The organism is Acinetobacter sp. SA01 (assembly GCF_011319235.1).
Lineage (GTDB): Bacteria > Pseudomonadota > Gammaproteobacteria > Pseudomonadales > Moraxellaceae > Acinetobacter.
Map to the genome: position 1 here is coordinate 122,569 of NZ_WXXM01000002.1, position 21,858 is coordinate 144,426.

Annotated in this window: 23 protein-coding genes and 1 other RNA gene; 18 read left to right on the top strand and 6 right to left on the bottom strand. The window is 40.9% G+C overall.

Translation table 11 applies throughout. From position 1 onward, the window contains the following. Positions 1-60 precede the first annotated feature (60 nt). Genes frr through lpxA form a run of 10 tightly spaced genes read left to right on the top strand, consistent with a single transcriptional unit; the run spans position 61 to position 10,208 of the window. A complete protein-coding gene (gene frr, locus GTU69_RS03595; RefSeq protein WP_166168185.1) occupies positions 61-615 on the top strand; it encodes a ribosome recycling factor in 555 nt (184 codons plus the stop codon). A 6-nt stretch (positions 616-621) separates the two neighbouring features. Next, positions 622-1,374: a polyprenyl diphosphate synthase gene (uppS, locus tag GTU69_RS03600; RefSeq protein ID WP_166168188.1), complete on the top strand. Its 753-nt coding sequence runs from the start codon at positions 622-624 to the stop codon at positions 1,372-1,374. Positions 1,375-1,377: 3 nt separating this feature from the next. After that, on the top strand, positions 1,378-2,202 hold the full coding sequence (locus GTU69_RS03605; protein WP_166168191.1) for a CDP-archaeol synthase: 825 nt from the start codon (positions 1,378-1,380) through the stop codon (positions 2,200-2,202). Next, positions 2,203-3,399 carry a 1-deoxy-D-xylulose-5-phosphate reductoisomerase gene (ispC, locus tag GTU69_RS03610; protein WP_166168194.1) on the top strand — a complete coding sequence of 399 codons (1,197 nt, stop codon included), beginning with the start codon at positions 2,203-2,205 and terminating at the stop codon, positions 3,397-3,399. 3 nt (positions 3,400-3,402) lie between these two features. Beyond that, entirely contained in the window at positions 3,403-4,758 is a 1,356-nt protein-coding gene (rseP, locus tag GTU69_RS03615) for an RIP metalloprotease RseP (protein ID WP_166168197.1), read from the top strand. Between the two features lie 41 nt (positions 4,759-4,799). Further along, on the top strand, positions 4,800-7,328 hold the full coding sequence (gene bamA / locus GTU69_RS03620; protein ID WP_205683437.1) for an outer membrane protein assembly factor BamA: 2,529 nt from the start codon (positions 4,800-4,802) through the stop codon (positions 7,326-7,328). Between the two features lie 35 nt (positions 7,329-7,363). Beyond that, entirely contained in the window at positions 7,364-7,861 is a 498-nt protein-coding gene (locus tag GTU69_RS03625) for an OmpH family outer membrane protein (protein WP_166168200.1), read from the top strand. 3 nt (positions 7,862-7,864) lie between these two features. Beyond that, complete coding sequence (lpxD, locus tag GTU69_RS03630) at positions 7,865-8,932, top strand: UDP-3-O-(3-hydroxymyristoyl)glucosamine N-acyltransferase (RefSeq protein WP_166168203.1); 1,068 nt, start codon at positions 7,865-7,867, stop codon at positions 8,930-8,932. 5 nt (positions 8,933-8,937) lie between these two features. Further along, entirely contained in the window at positions 8,938-9,423 is a 486-nt protein-coding gene (gene fabZ, locus GTU69_RS03635) for a 3-hydroxyacyl-ACP dehydratase FabZ (protein WP_171263214.1), read from the top strand. Next, positions 9,420-10,208 carry an acyl-ACP--UDP-N-acetylglucosamine O-acyltransferase gene (gene lpxA, locus GTU69_RS03640; RefSeq protein WP_086196388.1) on the top strand — a complete coding sequence of 263 codons (789 nt, stop codon included), beginning with the start codon at positions 9,420-9,422 and terminating at the stop codon, positions 10,206-10,208. Before fabZ ends, lpxA begins: the two co-directional genes overlap by 4 nt. Positions 10,209-10,259: 51 nt before the next feature. Here the strand turns inward: lpxA and GTU69_RS03645 are convergent, their stop codons facing one another. Next, positions 10,260-11,120, bottom strand: a complete 861-nt coding sequence (locus tag GTU69_RS03645) for a YbgF trimerization domain-containing protein (protein WP_166168206.1) — start codon at positions 11,118-11,120, stop codon at positions 10,260-10,262. Between the two features lie 294 nt (positions 11,121-11,414). Here GTU69_RS03645 and ffs point away from each other — a divergent pair. Further along, positions 11,415-11,511: signal recognition particle sRNA small type (gene ffs, locus GTU69_RS03650), an RNA gene on the top strand. 39 nt (positions 11,512-11,550) lie between these two features. Here ffs and GTU69_RS03655 read toward each other — a convergent pair. The 4 genes from GTU69_RS03655 to GTU69_RS03670 all read right to left on the bottom strand — a co-directional run bounded on the left by GTU69_RS03655 (position 11,551) and on the right by GTU69_RS03670 (position 14,540). Continuing rightward, positions 11,551-12,150 (bottom strand): regulatory protein RecX, encoded by a 600-nt coding sequence (locus tag GTU69_RS03655; protein WP_166168209.1) that lies wholly within the window; start codon positions 12,148-12,150, stop codon positions 11,551-11,553. Between the two features lie 73 nt (positions 12,151-12,223). Next, on the bottom strand, positions 12,224-13,267 hold the full coding sequence (gene recA, locus GTU69_RS03660; protein ID WP_166168212.1) for a recombinase RecA: 1,044 nt from the start codon (positions 13,265-13,267) through the stop codon (positions 12,224-12,226). A 171-nt stretch (positions 13,268-13,438) separates the two neighbouring features. Then, positions 13,439-13,861, bottom strand: a complete 423-nt coding sequence (locus GTU69_RS03665; RefSeq protein ID WP_166168215.1) for a S4 domain-containing protein — start codon at positions 13,859-13,861, stop codon at positions 13,439-13,441. Further along, positions 13,854-14,540 carry an HAD-IA family hydrolase gene (locus GTU69_RS03670; RefSeq protein WP_166168218.1) on the bottom strand — a complete coding sequence of 229 codons (687 nt, stop codon included), beginning with the start codon at positions 14,538-14,540 and terminating at the stop codon, positions 13,854-13,856. The genes GTU69_RS03665 and GTU69_RS03670 overlap by 8 nt, the downstream gene beginning before the upstream one ends. A gap of 13 nt (positions 14,541-14,553) precedes the next feature. Here GTU69_RS03670 and GTU69_RS03675 point away from each other — a divergent pair, with 13 nt between their 5' ends. Both GTU69_RS03675 and GTU69_RS03680 read left to right on the top strand, forming a co-directional pair. Continuing rightward, the gene (locus tag GTU69_RS03675; RefSeq protein ID WP_166168220.1) at positions 14,554-15,408 is read left to right on the top strand and encodes a 3'(2'),5'-bisphosphate nucleotidase CysQ; all 855 of its coding nucleotides are present in this window, start codon (positions 14,554-14,556) and stop codon (positions 15,406-15,408) included. A gap of 58 nt (positions 15,409-15,466) precedes the next feature. Then, positions 15,467-16,210, top strand: a complete 744-nt coding sequence (locus GTU69_RS03680; RefSeq protein WP_166168222.1) for a histidine phosphatase family protein — start codon at positions 15,467-15,469, stop codon at positions 16,208-16,210. A 176-nt stretch (positions 16,211-16,386) separates the two neighbouring features. Here the strand turns inward: GTU69_RS03680 and rpsT are convergent, their stop codons facing one another. Further along, a complete protein-coding gene (rpsT, locus tag GTU69_RS03685; RefSeq protein WP_039622003.1) occupies positions 16,387-16,653 on the bottom strand; it encodes a 30S ribosomal protein S20 in 267 nt (88 codons plus the stop codon). 214 nt (positions 16,654-16,867) lie between these two features. On the opposite strand from rpsT, the gene GTU69_RS03690 reads away from it, so the two are divergent. From GTU69_RS03690 to GTU69_RS03710, 5 genes are all read left to right on the top strand, one after another. Next, complete coding sequence (locus GTU69_RS03690) at positions 16,868-17,533, top strand: NAD(P)H-binding protein (RefSeq protein WP_166168225.1); 666 nt, start codon at positions 16,868-16,870, stop codon at positions 17,531-17,533. A gap of 12 nt (positions 17,534-17,545) precedes the next feature. Further along, a complete protein-coding gene (gene rraA / locus GTU69_RS03695) occupies positions 17,546-18,058 on the top strand; it encodes a ribonuclease E activity regulator RraA (protein WP_131274026.1) in 513 nt (170 codons plus the stop codon). Between the two features lie 23 nt (positions 18,059-18,081). Continuing rightward, on the top strand, positions 18,082-18,861 hold the full coding sequence (locus GTU69_RS03700) for a glutathione S-transferase N-terminal domain-containing protein (RefSeq protein ID WP_166168228.1): 780 nt from the start codon (positions 18,082-18,084) through the stop codon (positions 18,859-18,861). A gap of 309 nt (positions 18,862-19,170) precedes the next feature. After that, positions 19,171-19,854, top strand: a complete 684-nt coding sequence (locus tag GTU69_RS03705) for a response regulator transcription factor (RefSeq protein WP_166168231.1) — start codon at positions 19,171-19,173, stop codon at positions 19,852-19,854. Continuing rightward, positions 19,851-21,734, top strand: coding sequence for an ATP-binding protein (locus GTU69_RS03710; protein WP_166168234.1), 1,884 nt, complete (start codon positions 19,851-19,853; stop codon positions 21,732-21,734). The genes GTU69_RS03705 and GTU69_RS03710 overlap by 4 nt, the downstream gene beginning before the upstream one ends. The last annotated feature ends 124 nt before the right edge of the window (positions 21,735-21,858 follow it).

Genomic DNA, 21,858 nt, shown 5'->3' on the forward strand with positions numbered 1-21,858 from the left:
CTCTTTATACTACATGCTATTTAGTTATTACATCTCTTAGAATTAAGTAAGGAAGATCACATGATTAACGATCTTAAAAAAGACGCTGAAGACCGTATGAACAAGACGCTTGAGTCTTTGGAGCATGGTTTTGCCAAGGTTCGTACAGGACGCGCGCATCCATCCATCCTGAACGGTGTTATGGTTCCTTACTATGGCTCGGATGTGCCATTAAACCAGGTGGCGAACGTGGGTGTTGAAGACTCGCGTACATTGCTGGTTCAGCCATTTGAACGTTCAATGGTCTCTGCAATTGATAAGGCGATCCGTGAATCAGACTTGGGCTTGAACCCAATTACGGCTGACGCGATTCGTGTACCGATGGCGGCACTGACTGAAGAAACACGTCGTGACATGCAGAAAGTTGCACGTAATGAGGCTGAAAATGCCAAAGTTGCCATTCGTAACATTCGCCGTGATGTGTTGGGTGACATCAAGTCATTATTGAAAGAAAAAGAAATTTCTGAAGATGATGAGCGTCGTGCAGGTGATGACATTCAGAAGATCACTGATAAATTTGTTGCTGAAGTTGAAAAACGTCTGGCTGCTAAAGAAGCTGAATTGATGAAGGTCTAAGATTGAATGACCGTGTCAGAAGATAATATGCTTCTTCCAAAACATGTTGCCATCATCATGGATGGCAACAATCGTTTTGCAAAAAAAAAGCAAATGCAAAAAGGTGCAGGGCATCGGGAAGGGAAAAATGTCCTGGATCCGATTGTTGAACACTGTAGAAAAAATCATATTCAAGCGCTAACCGTTTTTGCATTTTCCAGTGAAAACTGGAATCGCCCTCAGTTTGAGGTCGATTTGCTCATGCTACTGTTGGAAGAAACCATTCATGAGCAATTGCCACGGATGGAAAAATTCAATATTGCCTTACGTTTTATTGGCGACCGTTCACGTTTGTCCGACCGTTTGCGCGAGTTAATGTTGCAAGCTGAACAAAGGACTGCTAAGTTCGACAGCATGACTTTAACCATTGCCATCAGTTATGGTGGTATGTGGGATATGGCTCAGGCTGCCAAACAGATTGCAGCAGATGTGCTGGCGAAAAAAGTTGCGGTTGACGATATTGACGTGGAGCTTTTTGGGCAACACGTCTGCATGGCCGATTTACCTGCTGTAGATTTACTCATTCGTACAGGGGGTGATTATCGTTTGTCAAATTTTTTACTTTGGCAAGCAGCGTATGCTGAGCTATATTTTACCCCAACCTTGTGGCCTGAATTTACTGTAGAAGAATTAGATGATGCATTTGCGGTCTTTGCTGGACGTGAACGTCGTTTTGGTAAAACTTCAGAGCAAATCCAACAAGAGAAACTTGAGAATTAATAAATGTTAGAGCGGATTATAACCGCATTGGTATTGGTAGCAGTTGTACTGAGTTGTATGTTTGCTACACAGTCTCAGTATCCAATGTTTATGCTGATGATTGTTGCAGCAGGGGTTGCAGGGTATGAGTGGTTTAAGCTTATGCCAAGAAAGAATAAAAATCTTATTAAGCCCTTAGCCTGGGTTTATGGACTTGCCACTGCCGCTTTAGCAACTTTAGCATTGTATTTTAATGATATTGCTCTGCTACTTTGGGCAGCTTCCATTATTTGCTGGATCTGCAGTATTTTTTGGGTTAAATCGTATCCAAACTATGATGGATGGTACAATTCCAGCTTAAAGATTATCGGATTTATTTTAGTTTCTGCTGCAGTCACCGCAATTTTCTCTGTATGGCATAGCTCGCCATGGTGGCTCATGTACCTGTTTTTACTGGTATGGGGGGCAGATAGCGGTGCTTATTTTGTTGGGCGTAAACTGGGCAAGAAAAAACTTGCTCCAGATGTCAGTCCCAATAAATCAGTAGAGGGTTTATATGGTGGTATTTTTACTGCCATGCTGATTGTGGTAGCGGTAGAAATCCTTTATTTGGATTTAACTCTGGCACAGCATATCTTGTTTTTAATTTTATCTGTGATTACCGTATTTAGTTCGGTTCTGGGCGACCTGTTTGAATCCATGATTAAACGTCGTGCTGGAATTAAAGATTCGGGTCGTATTCTGCCAGGACATGGTGGGGTGCTTGACCGTATTGATTCATTGCTTGCTGCTGCTCCAATTTTTGCTGCAGGCATGTATGTTTTGAAACTTATTGGTGTAGATTTATAGATGTCACAATCTGTTTGTATATTAGGTGTAACGGGTTCAATCGGTCAAAGTACCTTAAAAATTCTGCAACAGCATCCTGAAAAGTATTCTGTTTTTGCAGTCACGGCGCATAGCAGAATTTTAGAACTCGTTGCGATATGCAAACAATATCGGCCAAAAGTCGTGGTCGTTCCTTCTAGTCGTGTTAAAGAATTACAGCAATATTTTCATGATCATTCTTTAACAGATATTGAAATTCTGACTGATGAAGCGGGTTTGATTGCTGTTGCTGAACATGCAGATGTCGATGTGGTTATGGCAGCCATTGTGGGTGCTGCGGGCTTATTGCCAACCTTGGCTGCAGTTAAAGCCGGTAAGCGTGTCTTGCTGGCCAACAAAGAAGCACTGGTGATGTCGGGTGATCTCATGATGCAGGCAGCACGTGATTATCAGGCTGAATTGCTTCCAGTCGATTCTGAGCATAATGCGATTTTTCAATGTTTGCCTGCCGGTTATTTTCAGGCAGAGCGCAATGGGCAACCTAAACAGGGGGTGTCGCGCATTCTGCTAACCGCATCGGGTGGTCCATTTTTAAACCATAGTCGGGAGCAACTGCTAAATGTGACTCCTGCACAGGCATGCAAGCATCCTAACTGGTCTATGGGTCAGAAAATTTCAGTTGATTCGGCAACTTTAATGAATAAAGGACTGGAGCTGATCGAAGCCTGCCATCTCTTTGCAATTTCAGAACAGTTTGTAACAGTGGTGGTACATCCACAGAGTATCATTCATTCTATGGTTCAATATGTGGATGGGTCGACTTTGGCACAAATGGGCAATCCTGATATGTGTACGCCAATCGCGCATGCACTTGCATGGCCAGAGCGTATTCAAACCCATGTTCCTGCACTTGACCTGTTTGTCCATCAACAACTGGATTTTCAGGAACCTGATACACTGCGTTTTCCAGCATTAAAACTTGCACGTCAGGCCATGCAAACGGGCGGTTTGGCACCTGCGATTCTAAATGCTGCCAATGAGATTGCTGTTGCTGCCTTTTTGAAAAGTGCCATTGGCTTTACAGAAATTCCTCAGGTAGTCGAACAGACTTTAAGTCAGGTTGAAGGGGGCGCTGCAGAGTCGATTGAGCGTATTTTACAAGTCGATCAAATGGCTCGATCTGTTGCCCAGCAAATTGTCATCAATAAAGGAAGCTAAAAAATGAGTGCCTTGTTTATGATTGTGGCAGCAATTTTACTTCTTGGACCGCTCATTGCGATTCATGAGTTTGGACATTATATTGTTGCGCGTAAACTGGGTGTTAAAGTTTTAGTTTATTCGATTGGCTTTGGGCCGACCTTAGTCAAGTGGACCTCTAAAAAATCGGGCATTCAATATCAGCTTTCAGCATTGCCGTTAGGTGGCTATGTCAAAATGCTGGATGAACGGGAAGGCAGCGTTGCTGAAGAGGATTTACCTAAGGCATTCAACCGTCAGCATCCCTGGAAACGGATTGCAATTGTTGCTGCCGGGCCGTTCATCAATCTGGTTTTTGCCGTCTTATTGTTTTGGGTTTTGTTTATTCCATCGCAAGAACAATTGAACACTCGTGTGGGTAAAGTGTTGCCAAATACCCCGGCAGCTACAGCTCAAATGCAGGTTGGTGACAAAATTACAACAGTCGATGGAACGCAAGTCACAACTTGGGAAAAGTTAAATTTTGCCTTGGTGGATCGTGTTGGTGAAACCGGTTCTATTGAAATTCAGGCAGACCGTCACGGTCAGTTGCAAACCTTTTACTTGCCTATCCAGAACTTCTTAAAAAATCAAGACCAGTCTGCATTGGACAGTTTGGGCTTTATGCCATACCGTCCATATATTGCTCCCGTGGTCAGCAAGCTGAGTGAAGGTGGTGCAGCTATTCGTCAGGGGATGAAAGAAGGCGACAAAATTGTGGCCATTGATGGCGTGAAAATGAATGACTGGTTCGATGTTGTTCAAGTTGTTCAGGCTTCTCCAGAAAAATTATTAAAAATAGATGTATTACGTCAAAATCAACAGCTACATTTACAGGTGATGCCACAAGCCAAGCGTGACAGCATGGGTAATGTTTCAGGTATGCTTGGTGTACAAAGTACCCCTGGAAAAATAACCATTCCCGAAGAATATAAGCAAACCATTCAATATAGTCCGACTGAAGCACTGGTGATGGCTATTGATAAAACGGGCCAAATTTCAGGTATGATTTTGAACTCGATGGTTAAGATGGTTCGTGGTTTAATTGGGCTGGATAATTTATCTGGACCGATCACCATTGCCAAGGTAGCAGGGCAAAGTGCGGAAATGGGTTGGCAAACCTTTATCTCATTTATGGCCTTAATGAGCGTGAGTTTAGGTATTTTAAATTTATTGCCTATACCAATGCTTGATGGTGGACACTTGGTTTACTATGTTATTGAGCTAATTCGTGGTAAACCTGTTTCTGAACAAATACAATTGTTTGGTTTAAAAATTGGTATGGTACTGCTCGGTAGCATGATGCTCCTTGCACTATTCAATGACTTCATGCGTTTATAACAACGTAAATATGTAATAAATTAACATCGGAAAAGACTGGCATGCAGCACACACATTTATTTATGCCTTTGGCACTCGTTAGTGCAATGGCAGCAGTACAACAAGTATATGCAGCAGATGAATTCATTGTTCGCGATATCAAAATTGATGGACTTGTTCGCTTAACGCCAGAAAATGTTTATGGAGTGTTGCCTGTCAATGCTGGCGATCGGGTTAATGATGCGACCATTGCAAATGCGATTCGTGCCTTGTATGCCACTGGCCTGTTTGATGATATCAAGGCATCTCAACAAGCAGATACGATTGTTTTTAGCGTGGTAGAACGCCCGGTTATTTCCAAGGTTGAGTTCAAGGGGAATAAACTTATTCCTAAAGAAGCTCTGGAAGAAGGGCTGAAAAAAATGGGGATTGCAGAAGGCGAGGTTTTGAAAAAATCTGCTTTGCAAACCATTGAAACTGAACTTGAACAGCAGTATATGCAGCAAGGTCGTTATGATGCCGATGTTAAGGTCATCACGACTGCCAAACCCAATAATCGTGTTGATTTAACCATTGATTTTGTTGAAGGTAAGGCAGCTAAAGTTGTTGATATCAATATTATTGGCAATACCGTTTTTAAAGAAAGCGATATTAAGCAAGCTTTTGCCGTTAAGGAAAGTGGTTGGAGTTCGATTGTTACCCGTAACGATCGCTATGCGCGTGAAAAGATGGCAGCCAGCCTTGAAGCTTTGCGTGCTTTATATTTAAACAAGGGTTATATCAATTTCAATATCACCAACTCGAGTTTGAATTTGAGTGAAGATAAAAAGAATATCTTTGTCGAAGTTGCTGTAGATGAAGGCGAACAATTTAAATTTGGACAAAGCAAGTTCCTGGGCGATGCACTTTACAAACCTGAAGAATTAAAAGCACTGCAAATTTATAAAGATGGTGATATTTATTCTCAAGAAAAAGTCAATGCGGTCAAGCAGCTTTTACTGCGTAAGTATGGTAATGCTGGTTATTACTATGCTGAAGTGAATGTTGTTCCTGAAATTAATAAAGAAACCAAACAGGTTGATTTGAATTATTATATTAATCCTGGTCAGCAAGTCACTGTGCGTCGTATCAACTTTACCGGTAATAGCAAAACAGCCGATGAGGTATTACGTCGCGAAATGCGCCAGATGGAAGGTGCATTAGCCAGCAATGAAAAAATTGATTTATCTAAAGTCCGTCTAGAACGTACAGGTTTCTTTAAAACAGTCGATATTAAACCGGCACGTATTCCAAACGTACCTGACCAGGTTGATTTGAACGTCAATGTTGAGGAACAGCATTCAGGTACCAGTACACTGGCAGTCGGTTTCTCGCAAAGTGGTGGTGTAACCTTCCAGGCGGGCTTAAGTCAAACCAACTTCTTGGGTACAGGTAATGCGGTATCAATTGACTTGTCACGTTCAGAAACACAAGACTATTATAATTTAAGCGTAACTGATCCATACTTCACCATTGATGGTGTACGTCGCGGTTATAACATGTATTACCGTAAAACCAAGCTGGATAATAACTATAACGTCAATAACTATGTAACGGACAGCTTTGGTGGTGGTATCAACTTCGGTTATCCAATTGATGAGAACCAGAGTATTAGTGCAGGTCTAAATATCGACCAAACAGAAGTGACTACAGGTCCGTATGTATCTACTTATGTTCGTGACTATTTGCTAGCGAATGGTGGTAAAGCGACAGGTCGTGCTGAAAATGTTTGTGTAGGGCAGCAAGTTGCTTTATATGAAGACCCGGCTGATCCAAGCAAAATTACAGGGTATTCTTGTGATGGAGAGCAGGTAGATTTTGATAATAAGTTTAACGGTGATTTCCTAACCTATAACCTTAATTTAGGTTGGTCTTATAATACTTTAAACCGTCCAGTGTTTCCGACATCAGGTATGTCACATCGCGTGAATGGTGAAATTGCACTTCCAGGCAGTGATGTGGAATATCAAAAAATTACTTATGATGCCCAAGCCTTCCAGCCTTTAGGTAAGGGCTTTGTATTACGTGGTTATGGTAAGTTGGGTTATGGTAACGACTTGCCATTCTATAAAAATTTCTATGCCGGTGGTTTTGGTTCAGTACGTGGTTATGACAACAGTACTTTAGGTCCTAAATATCCTGGAGTTACTTATAATGAGTCAAGAGCTAAAGATTATAGTCAGGAAGAAGTCGGTGGTAATGCTTTAGTACAATTTGGTACCGAACTGGCTTTACCTCTACCGTTTAAAGGGGATTGGACTCGTCAGGTTCGCCCGGTACTGTTTGCTGAAGGTGCACAAGTATTTGATACTCAATGTGATATTCCAAAAGGAAACTTATATCTGGATTCGACTAATACTCAAGTCAATGCGAAACAATATTGCGAAGATAACTTCGGCTTTGATGCAGGTAATATGCGTTATAGCGTAGGTGCAGGTTTTACTTGGATTACCATGATTGGGCCACTATCTCTCAGCTATGCTTATCCGTTAAATGAAAAAGACGGTGATAATACTAAAAATATCCAATTTGAAATTGGTCGTACTTTCTAAGTGCGACCCTCAATGGGTTTAAAGAGGATATGTGTATGAAGAAAATATTAATGAGCCTTGTTTTTGCCGGCTTGGCGAGTACGTCGATGGTACATGCCGCTGGTTATGGGGTGGTTGATCTGGAAAAAGTGGTAGAAAATAGCACTTATTTAAAACAGCAGAATGTTTCTTTGCAGCAAAAAGTCAAGCCGCAAACCACTAAACTGGAACAGTTAGCTAAAGAACTCGAAGCTCTACAGCAACGTGCTCAGCAAACGCCTAATTTATCTGATGCTGAAAAGCAAAAAATGTCTGTGCAATTTCAGACTCAGCTAAAAGAGTTTAATACGCTGCAGCAAAGTGTACAGTCAACCGTTCAGTCTATGATTCAGATGATGAACAAGACTTTAGGGGCTCGAGTCAAGCAAGTGGCAGAACAATTACGTAAAGAAAATAACTTGGATATTGTTTTGAATAAAAATTCCGCACTTGCTTATGACCCTAAATATGATTTAACTGATAAAATGATTCAAAAGGTTAACGTTATTAAGTAATCAATGAATCCTAGACAATTTCGCTTAGAAGATCTTGCCCGTCTGGTACAGGGCGAGCACGTAGGTCAATCTGATTTAATATTAGAAGGATTGGCCAGCTTGGATGCAGCTCAAGCGAAACATATTGCATTTGTAAATGCTGATAAATATCTGGATCAGGCACGCGCTTCAAAAGCGGGTGCATTGATCGTTACTTCCTCTCTAAAAAATCAGTTAGATACGCACAATAATTTTATTGTAGTTGACAATCCTTATCTGGCTTTTGCCATTCTGACGCATGTATTTGAAAAGAAAAATCTGCATCAGGGCATAGAAAGTACAGCTCAAATTCACCCTTCTGCCATAATTGCCGATAGTGCCTATATTGGACATTATGTTGTTATTGGGGAGCATTGTGTGGTGGGTGATGACACCGTCATTCAGTCACACGTTAAAATTGATGATGATGTCGAAATTGGTCAGCAATGCTTTATCGATTCACATGTCACATTAACTGGTGACACAAAAATTGGGGATCGTGTCCGTATTCATGCCAATACCGTGATTGGGGGAGAAGGCTTTGGTTTCGCTCCTTACCAAGGTAAATGGCATCGTATTGCACAATTAGGTTCAGTTAAAATCGGAAATGATGTCAGAATTGGATCAAATTGCAGCATTGACCGTGGCGCACTCGATGATACTATTCTGGAAGATGGTGTCATTATTGATAATCTTGTGCAAATTGCCCATAACGTAAAAATTGGTGCAAATACAGCACTTGCTGCGAAATGTGGTATAGCCGGTAGCACAACAATTGGCAAAAACTGTGTACTGGCTGGAGCAGTGGGAGTGGTAGGTCACATTAATATTGCCGACAATGTCACAATTACCGGTATGTCAATGGTCACAAAAAGTATTTCTGAGGCAGGAAGCTATTCTTCTGGCACACCAATGCTGGAAAGTTTGCACTGGAAACGGGCTGCAGTACGCTTTAAACAATTAGCAGATGTGCCATTGACCCAGTTACTTAAACGGCTTGATCATATACAGGCTCAAATCGAGTCCCTTGAATCAACTTTTAAGCGTAAATAGATATGATGACTGAGTCGAATACTCCTGCATTTACGAAACCTGAATTGCCAATGCACATTCAACAAATTCGTGAATATTTACCTCACCGCTATCCATTCTTGTTGGTCGATCGCATTGTAGATGTGACTGACAATGGCATTGTGGGCTATAAGAATGTTTCAATCAACGAAGAGTTTTTACAGGGGCACTTCCCGGGCTACCCGATTATGCCAGGCGTTTTGATTGTTGAGGCATTAGCTCAAGTCTCTGGTATACTTGGTTTTATCATGAATAATGAAAAACCTGGTCCAGGATCATTGTTCCTTTTTGCGGGTGTTGAAAAAGTCCGTTTTAAAAAACAGGTCGTTGCTGGTGACCAATTGGTATTAAAATCAGAATTGGTTATGCACAAACGTGGAATTTACAAATATAATTGTATCGCCACAGTGGATGGCGTTGTAGCAACAACCGCGGAAATTACGGTTTCGCATCAGAAAATAGAGCAGGCATGAGTAATAACGATTTAATTCACCCAACCGCCATTATAGACTCATCTGCAGTCATTGCTGCAGATGTACAAATTGGCCCTTATTGTATTATTGGGCCACAGGTCACCATTGGTGAGGGCACCAAGCTACATGCACATGTAGTGGTTGGTGGTTATACTCGTATTGGGAAAAACAACGAAATATTCCAGTTCGCGAGTGTGGGTGAAGTTTGTCAGGATTTAAAATATGCTGGCGAAGAGACTTGGCTTGAAATTGGCGATCATAACTCTATTCGTGAGCATTGCAGCTTGCATCGTGGTACGGTTCAAGATCAAGGTCTTACCAAAATCGGTAGTCATAATTTATTGATGGTCAATACACATATTGCACATGACTGTGTGGTGGGCGATCATAATATTTTTGCCAATAATGTTGGTGTTGCCGGACATGTTCAGGTTGGAGATTATGTGGTCGTGGGTGGGAACTCAGGTATTCATCAATTCTGCAAAATTGATTCTTACAGCATGATTGGTGGTGCTTCGTTAATCTTAAAAGATGTACCTGCTTATGTCATGGTTTCAGGTAATCCAGCGCATGCCTTTGCCATGAATGTTGAAGGTATGCGTCGTAAGGGTTGGTCTAAAGATGTGATCCAGGCCTTACGTCAAGCCTTTAAATTGATTTATAAAGAAGCTTTAACCACTGAGCAGGCCATACAGCAGATTCGCACCGACCTGTTGCCTGAGGCTCCTGAAGTACAGTTATTGATTGATTCATTAGAGCAATCCAAGCGTGGTATTGTTCGTTAATCGAATATACTGCTATAAAAAAGACACCTATTAAGGTGTCTTTTTTTGTCTTTATTTCTTTAAATATCCAGCTTCTTCAGATTTGGGATAATTTTTTTGTAATTTTATTTTTAACTGGTTGGCGAGAGTCATATTGTGATCGACATCTTTGGCTATATTGTAGAGTTGATATAGGGAACGTGATGCCTTGGCAGAATTGGGGTATTGATTGACCACGATATTATAGTTCTTTTTAGCTTCTGCATAATTGGTCGGTTCCACGGCCAGATTAAATTCAGCGAGCCAGAAATAGGCATTACTAATGTAGATACTATTGGGATTGTTCTTGATAAAGTTTTGCATAGGAGCAATGGCTTTTTTTGCACCGCCTTGTTTATAAGCATCCAGCGCTACAGTATAGGCTGCTTTATCAAGTTCAGTTGAAGAGGGCTGAGCATTGGCGGGTGCTGCTTGCTTGGCTGTTGCTGGAGCCACTTCTTTAGCGGATGTATGAGATGCTACTGTGGCTTGGCTGTTTGAGCTGCTGGGAGAAGTATCCTGTTGGTTATCCTCCTCTGGAGCTGCACTTTCTGGGTCTACTTTCTGTTGCAGAAGTTCCAGACGTTGGTCCAAGTCGGTATAGCGATTGGTCAATTCGTGTTTAAGCTGTTCAATTTCGTTGTCCTGTTCTTCAATTTTGCCGCGTAATACGCGAATGTCATTTTCTAATTGCTGGTTTTTTTGCATGATTTGCCAATTTAAATTGGTTGGCACATTGGCAACTGTTGCACCTGGGTTCATAGCCACATTGTTGGCACTGAGGTCAATACTGTTGTTTTGACTCAAGCCGCGTGATTCAATCGGGACATTGGCGTAAAGTGAAGCCGAACCCAAGAAGGTGAGTACGCATAAGGCATGCTGTTTGAGCATCATAAAAAACATCCATTTTGTATTTTTCGGTCCGTTCTAAATACAAGATTTTAGAGTGTGACCATTTAAAAGACATGACGACATTAAAAACGTCCGGCCCATGAAATGCAATATGCGTTTACAATCTTGTCATAGTTTTAAAGTAATTGATTGTGCAGATAAAAACATTCAAGAATGCTGTTTTTAATCAAGATTGTTTTTTTAATAAGCAAACAAAAGTAATGTTGCTAGAAAACAGGTTGGAGTACTTGCAAGTTAATTAAAAATCTCTATACTCTGTTCTTGCAATGGTAGCCCTGCCGGTTACTTCGCAATTGTACTCTACGAACCCCGCCAGGACCGGAAGGTAGCAACGGTAGTAGAACTATGATGTGCCGAAGGTTTGCTGGTAGGGTTGCCACCAATTTTTATAATAATTCATATTTCCCTATATTTATATTTCATCTGCTTTTTTGCTAATTGCTTTCATAATTGCATCCATTTCAAACCCACGATACATCAAAAAGCGTATTTGTTTGGCTTTCAGTTTTGGCTCTTTTTCAACATCAAGACCGAATTTTTTTACTTTCAGTTGATAGGCTTGTTCATTCCAGTCTGTTTCTTTTAATTCATCCTGAATTAGACTGCTATCAATTTTTTTTGATTTTAATGCCATCTTGATGCGGTTTGGACCTTTACCTTTACGTTTCTGGCTCGACAGCATCATTTCAGCTACACGTTGATCACTCTGATAATTTTCACTCGCCAGTTCATCCACCAGTTTTAGTACTTCATCACGATCCACGGCATAAAGTGCAAGTTTCTCGATCAGATCCGCTTTTGAGTATTCCTTACGTGTCAATACTGCAAAAGCGTAGGAACGTAAGCGTGTGCCAGTCAAGCCTTGAGCTTTTGGTTCAGATGGATTTTCAAAGTGTAAAGCATCGGATTCTTTAGGCGGAATCGAACAGGTGGACAACTCTCCAGGCGACTCATTAAATTGTTGCTTGAGTGCTTGATAATCCAGCATATTGGGAAATTTGGGATTGCTCATAAGGGGCTATATCACATCAAATATAAAACGCCCCGTAGGGCGTTTTACAGTTTAACTTTTATTATGCTGGAAATTAAGCATCTAAAAAGTCTGGTTTCGCTTCGTCTTTATCTTCTACTGGTACTGTACCCGTAGTAAGGAGTTGTTCACGAATCAGTTTTTCCACTTCTACTGCAATTTGTGGATTTTCTTCCAGATGGCGAATCACGTTGTTTTTACCTTGGCCAATTTTATCGCCCTGATAAGAATACCATGCGCCAGCTTTTTGGATGATCTCTTGCTGTACGGCGAGGTCAATCAATTCGCCTAAGTGGTTCACGCCTTTACCATACAGAATCTGGAATACCGCTTCTTTAAATGGAGGCGCCATCTTGTTCTTCACGACTTTTACGCGGGTTTCGGAACCGATGATTTCATCACCTTCCTTCACTTGCCCGATACGGCGGATATCCAGACGTACGGAAGCGTAGAATTTAAGCGCATTACCACCTGTTGTGGTTTCAGGGCTACCAAACATCACGCCAATCTTCATACGGATCTGGTTAATGAAGATCACCATACAGTTAGAGCGTTTTGCATTACCGGTGATTTTACGGAGTGCCTGGCTCATTAAACGGGCTTGCAGACCCATATGCGAGTCACCCATTTCACCTTCAATTTCCGCGCGTGGGGTTAGGGCTGCAACGGAGTCGACTACGATCAGGTCAATCGCGCCAGAGCGTACCAGCATGTCGGCAATTTCAAGAGCCTGTTCACCATTGTCCGGTTGTGACACCAAAAGATTGTCGATGTCTACGCCTAACTTGCGGGCATATTGCGGATCAAGCGCATGTTCGGCATCAATGAACGCACATGTACCGCCCGCTTTTTGACATTCTGCAATGGCTTGCAAAGTCATGGTGGTTTTACCTGAAGATTCAGGGCCGTAAATTTCAACGATACGGCCTTTAGGTAAACCACCAATACCCAGAGCAATATCCAGGGTTAAAGAGCCTGTAGAGACCGCTTCAACGGCCTGTACAGTATTATCACCAAGGCGCATTACTGTATTTTTACCAAACTGTTTTTCAATCTGGCTTAGGGCAGCATTCAGCGCCTTGCTTTTATTATCATCCATCTCACAACCTCAAAACGATGTCACAAAAATATTCACTTAAGTGGATGTGTTGCTTTCAAACGTGTTCCACCCAAGTATAGTGACAGATTCATTCCTTATGTACTATATCAATTCAGTCGAATGCGACAGAATGTGACGCTTAAATATCAACAGCTTCTAATCATGATATGATCAGTACTGATCGAACTGCTGATCATTATCTTGTTTGAATTTACTGATTTGTCTTCGATCTTTTTTACTCGGCCTATGTTCAGGTCGGGCTAGATTATGCAACTTTCTTTGGGTGGCAATCAACTCTCGTCTTGCAACACTCACTTCGGTTTCTTCATAAAGTTGCTGGGCAATCGGTGCTGCACCGCGAACGGCGGATAAGGCCTTGATGACGACAGTTTTACGGTCAAAACCCTGCTGGATGGTGAGTTCCATACCGACACGAACTTCTTTGGAAACTTTAACCCGTTCACCGTTATGATGGACTTTACCGCCTTCAATGGCAGCTTTGGATGTTGAACGTGTTTTAAAAAAACGTGCTGCCCACAACCATTTGTCAACACGCATACTTTCAACATTGTTCTGTTGAGAAGAATTAGGCATATTTTTTCAGATCCTCAGCTTGTTCTAAGATCACCATTAAATCGGTCAGCTCTTGTAAAATGGGATAGGAACTTTCAGTCCTAACTTCTTTTTGAGATGAGGGCTGGGCAATGGTAATTAAATGCTGGATACCAAATTTTTCTGCACCTTTGAGTACTTTTTCAGTGTCATCAATAAAATAGGTATGTTCGACCTGAAAGGGGTGCAGTGAATGGAGTTTCTGCCAAAATTCGATGTTTTCTTTGGCGTGACCAATCACTTCACTACTGATTATGACATCAAAGTAATGTGCAATCCGGGTCTGTTCAAGTTTGAATTTCAGGCCTTCACAATCTGCATTGGTTGCAATCCAGCAGGCATAGCCATGAGCTTTAAGATATTCCAGTAGTTCAATACATCCTGGACGTAAAGTTACTTTGTGTTGAAATTCCTGTTGCAGCGCCAATGTATCAACCCCTACTTTTGCACTCCAGAAGCGTGTGGAATACCAATTTAAGGTATGATTGTATTGTTGGTAAAACTGAAATAGCGCTTGGGTACTTTGTTCGAGTGTACAGTTATGCTTTTCTGCATAGCGAATAGGGAGTTGATGATTCCAGATGAAATCATCATAAGCAAGATCGAGAAGCGTACCATCCATGTCAAAGATGATGGTGGGTTTTTCTGAGGAATTCGGCATATGAAGGTAATCTATGTTTAATGCAACTACGGCACCGCAAGATGCTCTGATTTTACAGTTAGTTCCCATTGTGACACAGGCATGTGAAATTTTGCGAGCAGAATATCAAGCCTATTGTGCAGGTGAAACTTTTGATGTCGAGCATAAAAATGATCAATCACCCGTAACCCAGGCAGATTATCGGGTTAATGAGTTTATTACGACCGCATTACACAAAATTTTTCCGAACCTCTCGTTGTTGTCTGAAGAAGGTGACTATACCGAGCGTGAGCAATGGCAAAAATTCTGGTTGCTTGACCCTTTGGATGGTACCAAGGAATTTCTGCATAAACGTCCTGAATTTACCATTAATTTGAGTCTGGTTGAGGGGGCACATACCACCTTCGCTGTATTAGCCATCCCGGGTGAACAAACGATATATTTTTGTCCCAAACATGGCCTGCCTTTAAAATTAGAAATTGCAACGGGGCAATGGTTGCAATATGTTGATGATCTGCCATCTGAAACTGTTCAGGTCGGTTTAAGTCAAAGTAGCCAGAACAAGCCCCAATATGCTGAATATCTGGGCATCCTGAAACAGCAGGTGGATATTGTAGAGTTCAGGGCGGGCAGTGCCTATAAGTTCTGCATGATGCTGGAAGGTAAAGTGGATATTTACCCACGCTTTCATCCGACCAGCGAGTGGGATACTAGTGCAGGGCAATGTCTGATTGAACGCATCGGTGGCGGGCTGGTAGATTTTAAAGGCAGACCCTTTGTATATAATCAGCGCGAGAGTTTGCTGAATGGTGGTTTTATCGCATTTCGTAATATCGAGATGAAAAAATTGGCATTCCAGGCCCTAGGACTTATGGCGAACATACATTGAGCTGATGCATTAACATGCTATAGTATGCTATGTACCCATGTTTAATTTTGGCTGCTTCATGGCGTTAGATTTACTCCCTATAAGTATGCTGAAGGCGATTGATTTATTGCCTGATGCTAAAACACCTGTCACTCTGTTTACCCGCCATTCTATTCGCGAGGTCGTTACAGGGCAGGGTTTGGCAGGCTATGACTTGCAGTTAACCGAACAAGGCCGTGAGCTTGCCCAGGCATGGGGTAACTATTTAATTGATAATACGGACCGTAGCATCCAGCACTGCATTTCAAGTCCGATTCAACGCTGTGTCGATACTGCTGCTTTAATGATACAGGGTGCCGATTCGAGTATGCTGGCACAAAATACCCATCATATTGAAATTGTCCAGCAAGGCTTACTGGTTGAGCCGGGAAGTTTTGTGCTCGATATTAAACAGGCGGGGCCTTATTTTCAGAAACAAGGTGCTTTGGGTTTTATTAACAGTTTTGTCAATAATGCCCTGCCTGGAATGAAACATCCGATTACCGGTGTGGTTGATGTACTGGAACTGATTTATAACACCCATCCGCAAGATCATTTTGGTTTAAGTCTGGCTGTGAGTCACGATACTATTTTGGCAGCCATTATTGCGGTGATTTCCGGGCGTAATACCGTTAGCCATGAAGACTGGCCAAAAATGATGGAAGGCCTGTTTGTCTGGTTTGAAGGTGATGTGTTTTTAGAATCCAAACTGAAATGGATTTGGCGTGGTGAAGTGAACGAACTGTCGATTCGGGAGTTTCAGAACCTGGAAAAGATAAAATAAAACAACATTGCTTTTAAAAAATGTCATCTTGATACTCTTTCTGAATAAACTAACCCTAAAAAAATTTTTAATAAGATTTTTTTAAGCACTTTATTTTTATAAGGCGCTATTTTTAGATCTAATAATTTTTATAGACATAAAAAAAGCCCTTAACGGGCTTTTTTCAATGCAACAACTTAGTTAGCTAAAGCTTTAACTTGTGCATTTAAACGGCTCTTATGACGAGCAGCTTTGTTTTTATGGATGATACCTTTATCAGCCATACGGTCAATTACCGGTACTGCAGTTTTGTATGCTTCTGTAGCAGCAGCATAATCACCAGCAGCGATAGCAGCTACTGTACGTTTAAGATAAGTACGAACCATAGAACGTAAGCTAGCGTTGTGTTTACGTGCTTTAACGTTTTGACGAGCACGTTTTTTAGCTTGAGCAGAGTTTGCCACTCGTGCACTCCTTGAATTAGATTGGTCTGGGCGGGCTGAAATTGCAACTGAAAACCTTCATCAGAAGAATTATCACCAGCCCGTAAACAAGTGCCATATTGTGATTAAACTATGGCGTTAAGTCAAGTCTTGACTTGATTTGGCAACATTTTAGATGCATAAAAAGTATAAAGAAACCGTTACATTAGTAAAACCTCAAGAGATCGATTAAAAAATGACTAGATCAATTAAAAGTGCAATTGTGATTGGCGCAACAGGTTTGGTAGGGCGGGAACTCTTGCAGCAGCTTAAACAGATAGAAGACTGTGAAAAAATTACCGCTGTGGTGAGACATGAAGATCATCAGCTTAAAAAGTTAAAAAAAGTACAACAATTTATTTTGGAGGATTTTCTTTTACTGAACGATGAAGATGTGAATGGCTATAGCCATGCTTTTAGCTGTTTAGGCACGACGCTCAAAAAGGCCGGTTCAAAACAGAATTTTTATAATACCGATTATGAGATCAATGCACATTTTGCCGATTTATTTGAATCGACCCAGACACACTATTTGCTGATTAGCACCATGGGAGCAAATGCCCAATCAAAATTTTTTTACAATAAAGTCAAAGGTGAGCTGGAACAGCATATCCAAAGTTTAAATCTGGAATATGCATCCATTCTGCGCCCTTCATTATTACTTGGTGAACGACCAGAACAACGCACGTTAGAAGATATGACGCAAAAATTGTATCAAAAATTCTCGCATTGGGTTCCCGATACATTTAAATATAAGCCAGTGACAGCAGCGCAAGTGGCTCATACTATGGTCGAGGCAGCGCAAAATCAGACTGAAAAGTTTGAAATTTATGATAATTTACGCATACAAAATTCCAAATGAGGGAAATAAAAAGTGTCCAATCCAGCATTCGTAACCTGTGACTTACTTGATGACAATCCAGAAAAAGAAATTCAGGTGGTTACTCCATCAATGGATGGGAAATTCTTTAAAAGCTATGGTGCACGTAAAAGCTTTGGGGGCCAGGCAGTAACCGTAAAGTGTTTTGAAGATAATTCACGTGTCAAGGAGCTGCTTGCAACCGATGGTACTGGTAAAGTGCTTGTGGTAGATGGTGGAGCATCCATGCGCTGTGCCCTGATGGGCGATATGATTGCTGAATCAGCGGTGAAAAATCACTGGAATGGGGTAATTATTTACGGGTGTGTACGTGATGTCGATGCCATTGCCGAACTGGACCTGGGTGTACATGCATTGGCTGCAATTCCGCAAAAAAGTAATCGCAAGGGCATAGGCGAAGTGGATTTAACTTTGTATTTTGGTGGTGTCAGCATCAGTTCTGGCGATTATATCTATGCCGATAACAATGGCATTGTGGTGGCAAAAGAAAAATTAGTCGATTTATAACGACAAATAAACAAGGACAAAATATGGTGAATCATCAAATTAAAGTGATACAAGCGCTGGCTTCATCTTTGACTGAAGGCGGACGAGGTGTGAGCGGTACAGCTTTTCCCAAGCAGCCTGAAAAATCACTGAAACTTTATGAGTTTGAGGGTTCGCCATTTTGTCGCCGTGTGCGTGAAGTTTTAACCTTGTTAAATCTGGATTATGAGGTTTATCCTTGCCCTAAGGGTGGCCAGAAATACCGGAAAATTGTCAAAGAAAAAGGTGGCAAAAAACAGTTTCCATTTTTCGTAGATGAAAATACCGGTACAGAAATATATGAATCACAAGCCATTATTAATCATTTATTTAAACATTATGGCCGAACTGGAACCACACCGAAAAAATTTGCCCATTATCCTAAAATCCCTGTTGTAGCTTTAGCTGGCACCATCGTGAATGGTGCACGCGGCGTCTGGATTAACCGGAAAATTAAAGATCGTGCAGCACCAGAGCAACTTTTGGAGTTATGGGGTTTTGAAGCCAGTCCTTTTACCCGTGTGGTACGAGCGATGTTAACCGAGCTTGAGCTACCTTATATTTATCATAACGTGGCTAAAGAGCGCTGGCAGGATATGGGGCCGGCAATATTGCGTTTAAAACCTGGAAAATATCAACCATTAGCGGGTGGTAAACGTGAAAAGACCGTTGAAATTATGGGGCGAGATATTCAGGTTCCTTATTTGATTGATCCGAATACCGGAGTGAAAATGTTTGAGTCTGCACAGATTGTGAAATACTTAAACCAGCAATATGGTCACTAATCTCATTCGAAGCAAGAAACTGCTAAAACAGCGGTTTTTTTTTGGCCTATATCTGATTAATTTAAGCAAAAACTAAAGTAAGTTATACCCTGTATGATAGTCAGAATATTGAATGGATAACTGATGGCTAAATCATCGATTGAAACTTTAAAATTTGTATTTTATGGTCTTAACGCTGCCTGATTATAATGCAATAGTAAATAAAATTGATCGTTTATTAATATAAAAGTTATTAAATTACCTGATTTTAGGGATATTGTTTAGCTTGTATTTTTCGCTATAGTAGGCGGCTATAATAGGGGGTGCTGTGTGTCAGAATTAGCAACGATTTTACCCGTTCCAGTTTTAATTGTTGAAGATGAAGGGCTAATTCAAGAACGATTAAAAAAAATATTGGCAGAACTGGGCTATAGTGAAGATATGCTTATTTTTGCTAAAAACTTGCAACAGGCTTTTGTAGAAATAGAGCAGCAACCTGTTTCCTTAGCTTTGGTTGATTTGGGACTGCCTGACGGTAACGGCATAGAGCTGATTGAAAAGCTTCGTGCACAGGATAGCAATGCCATGATCTTGGTGATTTCAGCCTGGAGTACTCAGGAAAGTTTATTTTCAGCAATCAAGGCAGGCGCGACAGGTTATGTTCTGAAAGAACGTGATGATGTTGAAGTTAAGTTATCCATTCGCAGCATTTTACGTGGCGGTGTGCCGATAGACCCTTTTATTGCTCAAGAAATCTTGAAACAGATATCAGTTGCGGTTATACCGGCAGTGGCTGATCAGAAAATCATAGATGCAGATATGGAGTTGTTAACCAGCCGGGAAACTGAGATTCTAAATCTGGTCGCTCAAGGCATGAGTAACCGGGAAATCGCCGAACAACCCTTTGTTTCTAAATATACGGTTGAAAGTCATATTAAGCATATTTACCGGAAATTGTCGGTAAGCAAAAGAACAAAGGCCGTGAGTGCAGCACGATCCTTAGGGATTTTATGAAGCAGTTGATTGGGCATTATTTTTTTATTTTTGTTCTTAGCCTGCTGAGTCAATTTAGTTATGCTGAAATAATTAAAAATATCAATGCACAATGTGCAGTGCACATTCATTCTGTTGATACCGTTAAAACCAGTTCATTTACAGTTTTACCCCGACAGGGCTGGCAATCTGTAGATTTGCCTGATCAGTGGCAAAAGCGCTGGAAAAATTATAATGGAGCAGCATGGTATAAAATTCAGTGGAGCTGGTCATGTCAGAATCAGGCCAGACTTGCAGAACCGATTGCTTTTGCAATTGATTATATTAATTCTGCTGGCGCAGTGTTTTTAAATGGCGATTTACTCTGGAGAAACAAGCATTTACAGGAGCCGCTGTCAAAAAGCTGGAATATGCCGCGTTACTGGATTTTACCGATATCGGGATTAAATAGTGGCGAAAATGAAATTTTAATTTATGTGAAGGGCTTTGCTTACCAGTCTCCGGGTATTGGTCAGATTTCTTTTAATAATATACAAAACAATTATGAGTCATATCAAAGTCAGGTATGGAATCGCCGGACTTTATTTCAAATTAATCTTATTGTATCTCTTACCTTTGGAGTGGTCTGTTCTGTTATATGGTTATCGCGGCGAAAAGAAAGCACTTTTGGATGGTTTGCCTTAAGTTCCTTGTTATGGGTGCTATTTATTTCCAATATGCTGACTACAGAAACATTTCCCTATCCAAATACACTAATTGCAGCACAGGCCAATTTGGCTTTTTTTATTCTTTATGTTGTAAGTTTCTGTATTTATTCATTCAGGTTTATCCAAAAGCGCTTTATTAAAGTTGAGACAGTTGTTTGGGGAATTACGGGACTGATTATTGCAGGTATTTTTCTAACCCCGCAGCAGTCAGCTTATTGGGTTTTTGCGCTGATATTTTTAATCTATGTTGGACTGTTTATTATCGGTTATCTATATGCCTGTTATTACGCAATTCAATCTAAAAGAACAGATTATATCTTTTTAGCCATTTGCCTAAGCGCTATTGTCATTTTTATGATATTCGACCTTTTATTATTATCGGGAGAGATGGTTGTAAAGGATGTTCGACCATTATCTCCCTATACCGGACCGATTATCACCTTTTTTATGGTGATTATATTAGGTTCAAGATTGGCCCGTAATGTTAAAAAAATTGAAACATTTAATGCCCAGCTAGAAATGAAAGTTCAGCAGGTCAGTAATGATTTAAGCTCCAGTTTGAATGAAAAACATCAATTAGAGCTTAAAAATGTCAAGCTACAAGAAAGAATCAATTTATCCCATGATTTACATGATGGCTTGGGCGCATCACTGGTTCGCTCGATGATTTTAGTGGATCAAAGCACGCATGATATTTCCAACAAGCAATTTTTATCGATGCTTAAATTATTAAGAGATGATCTCCGACAAATTATCGATAGTGGTTCATCTGCAGATAATAAAATTCCAGTCAATCCCATACTGTGGGTGGCACCGGTCAGGCATCGTTTTAGTCAGCTTATGGATGAGCTGGACATTCGTTCTAAATGGATTTTTCCACAGGAATGGCAAGCCGTGCCGAGTGCTTTGCAATGTCTCACCTTGATACGGGTACTGGAAGAAAGCCTGACCAATATTATTAAGCACAGTCAGGCCAGGCAGGTAAAAATAGCCATGGTCTATGTCACAGAACATCAGTTTATTTTAACTATAGAAGATGACGGTGTGGGTTTTGACGCTGATAGTGTAGTGCAACAGGGATTAAGTATTGGCATGCGCAGTATGAAAATGCGTTTGGAACGCATGGGCGGCGAGTTTAAATTATCTTCTGAACCGGGTTGCACCATCATTCAGGCGATTGTTCAGCTGAAATAAGCAATTCAATTTTCCTTGAGTTTTAGATGTCAGTTGCTATTTCATCATTTTATATAATTGGAAAAAATTAAAATGAGTGAGTTATTTTTTTCTGATCTTGAGAAGAAATAAATATAAAAATGGG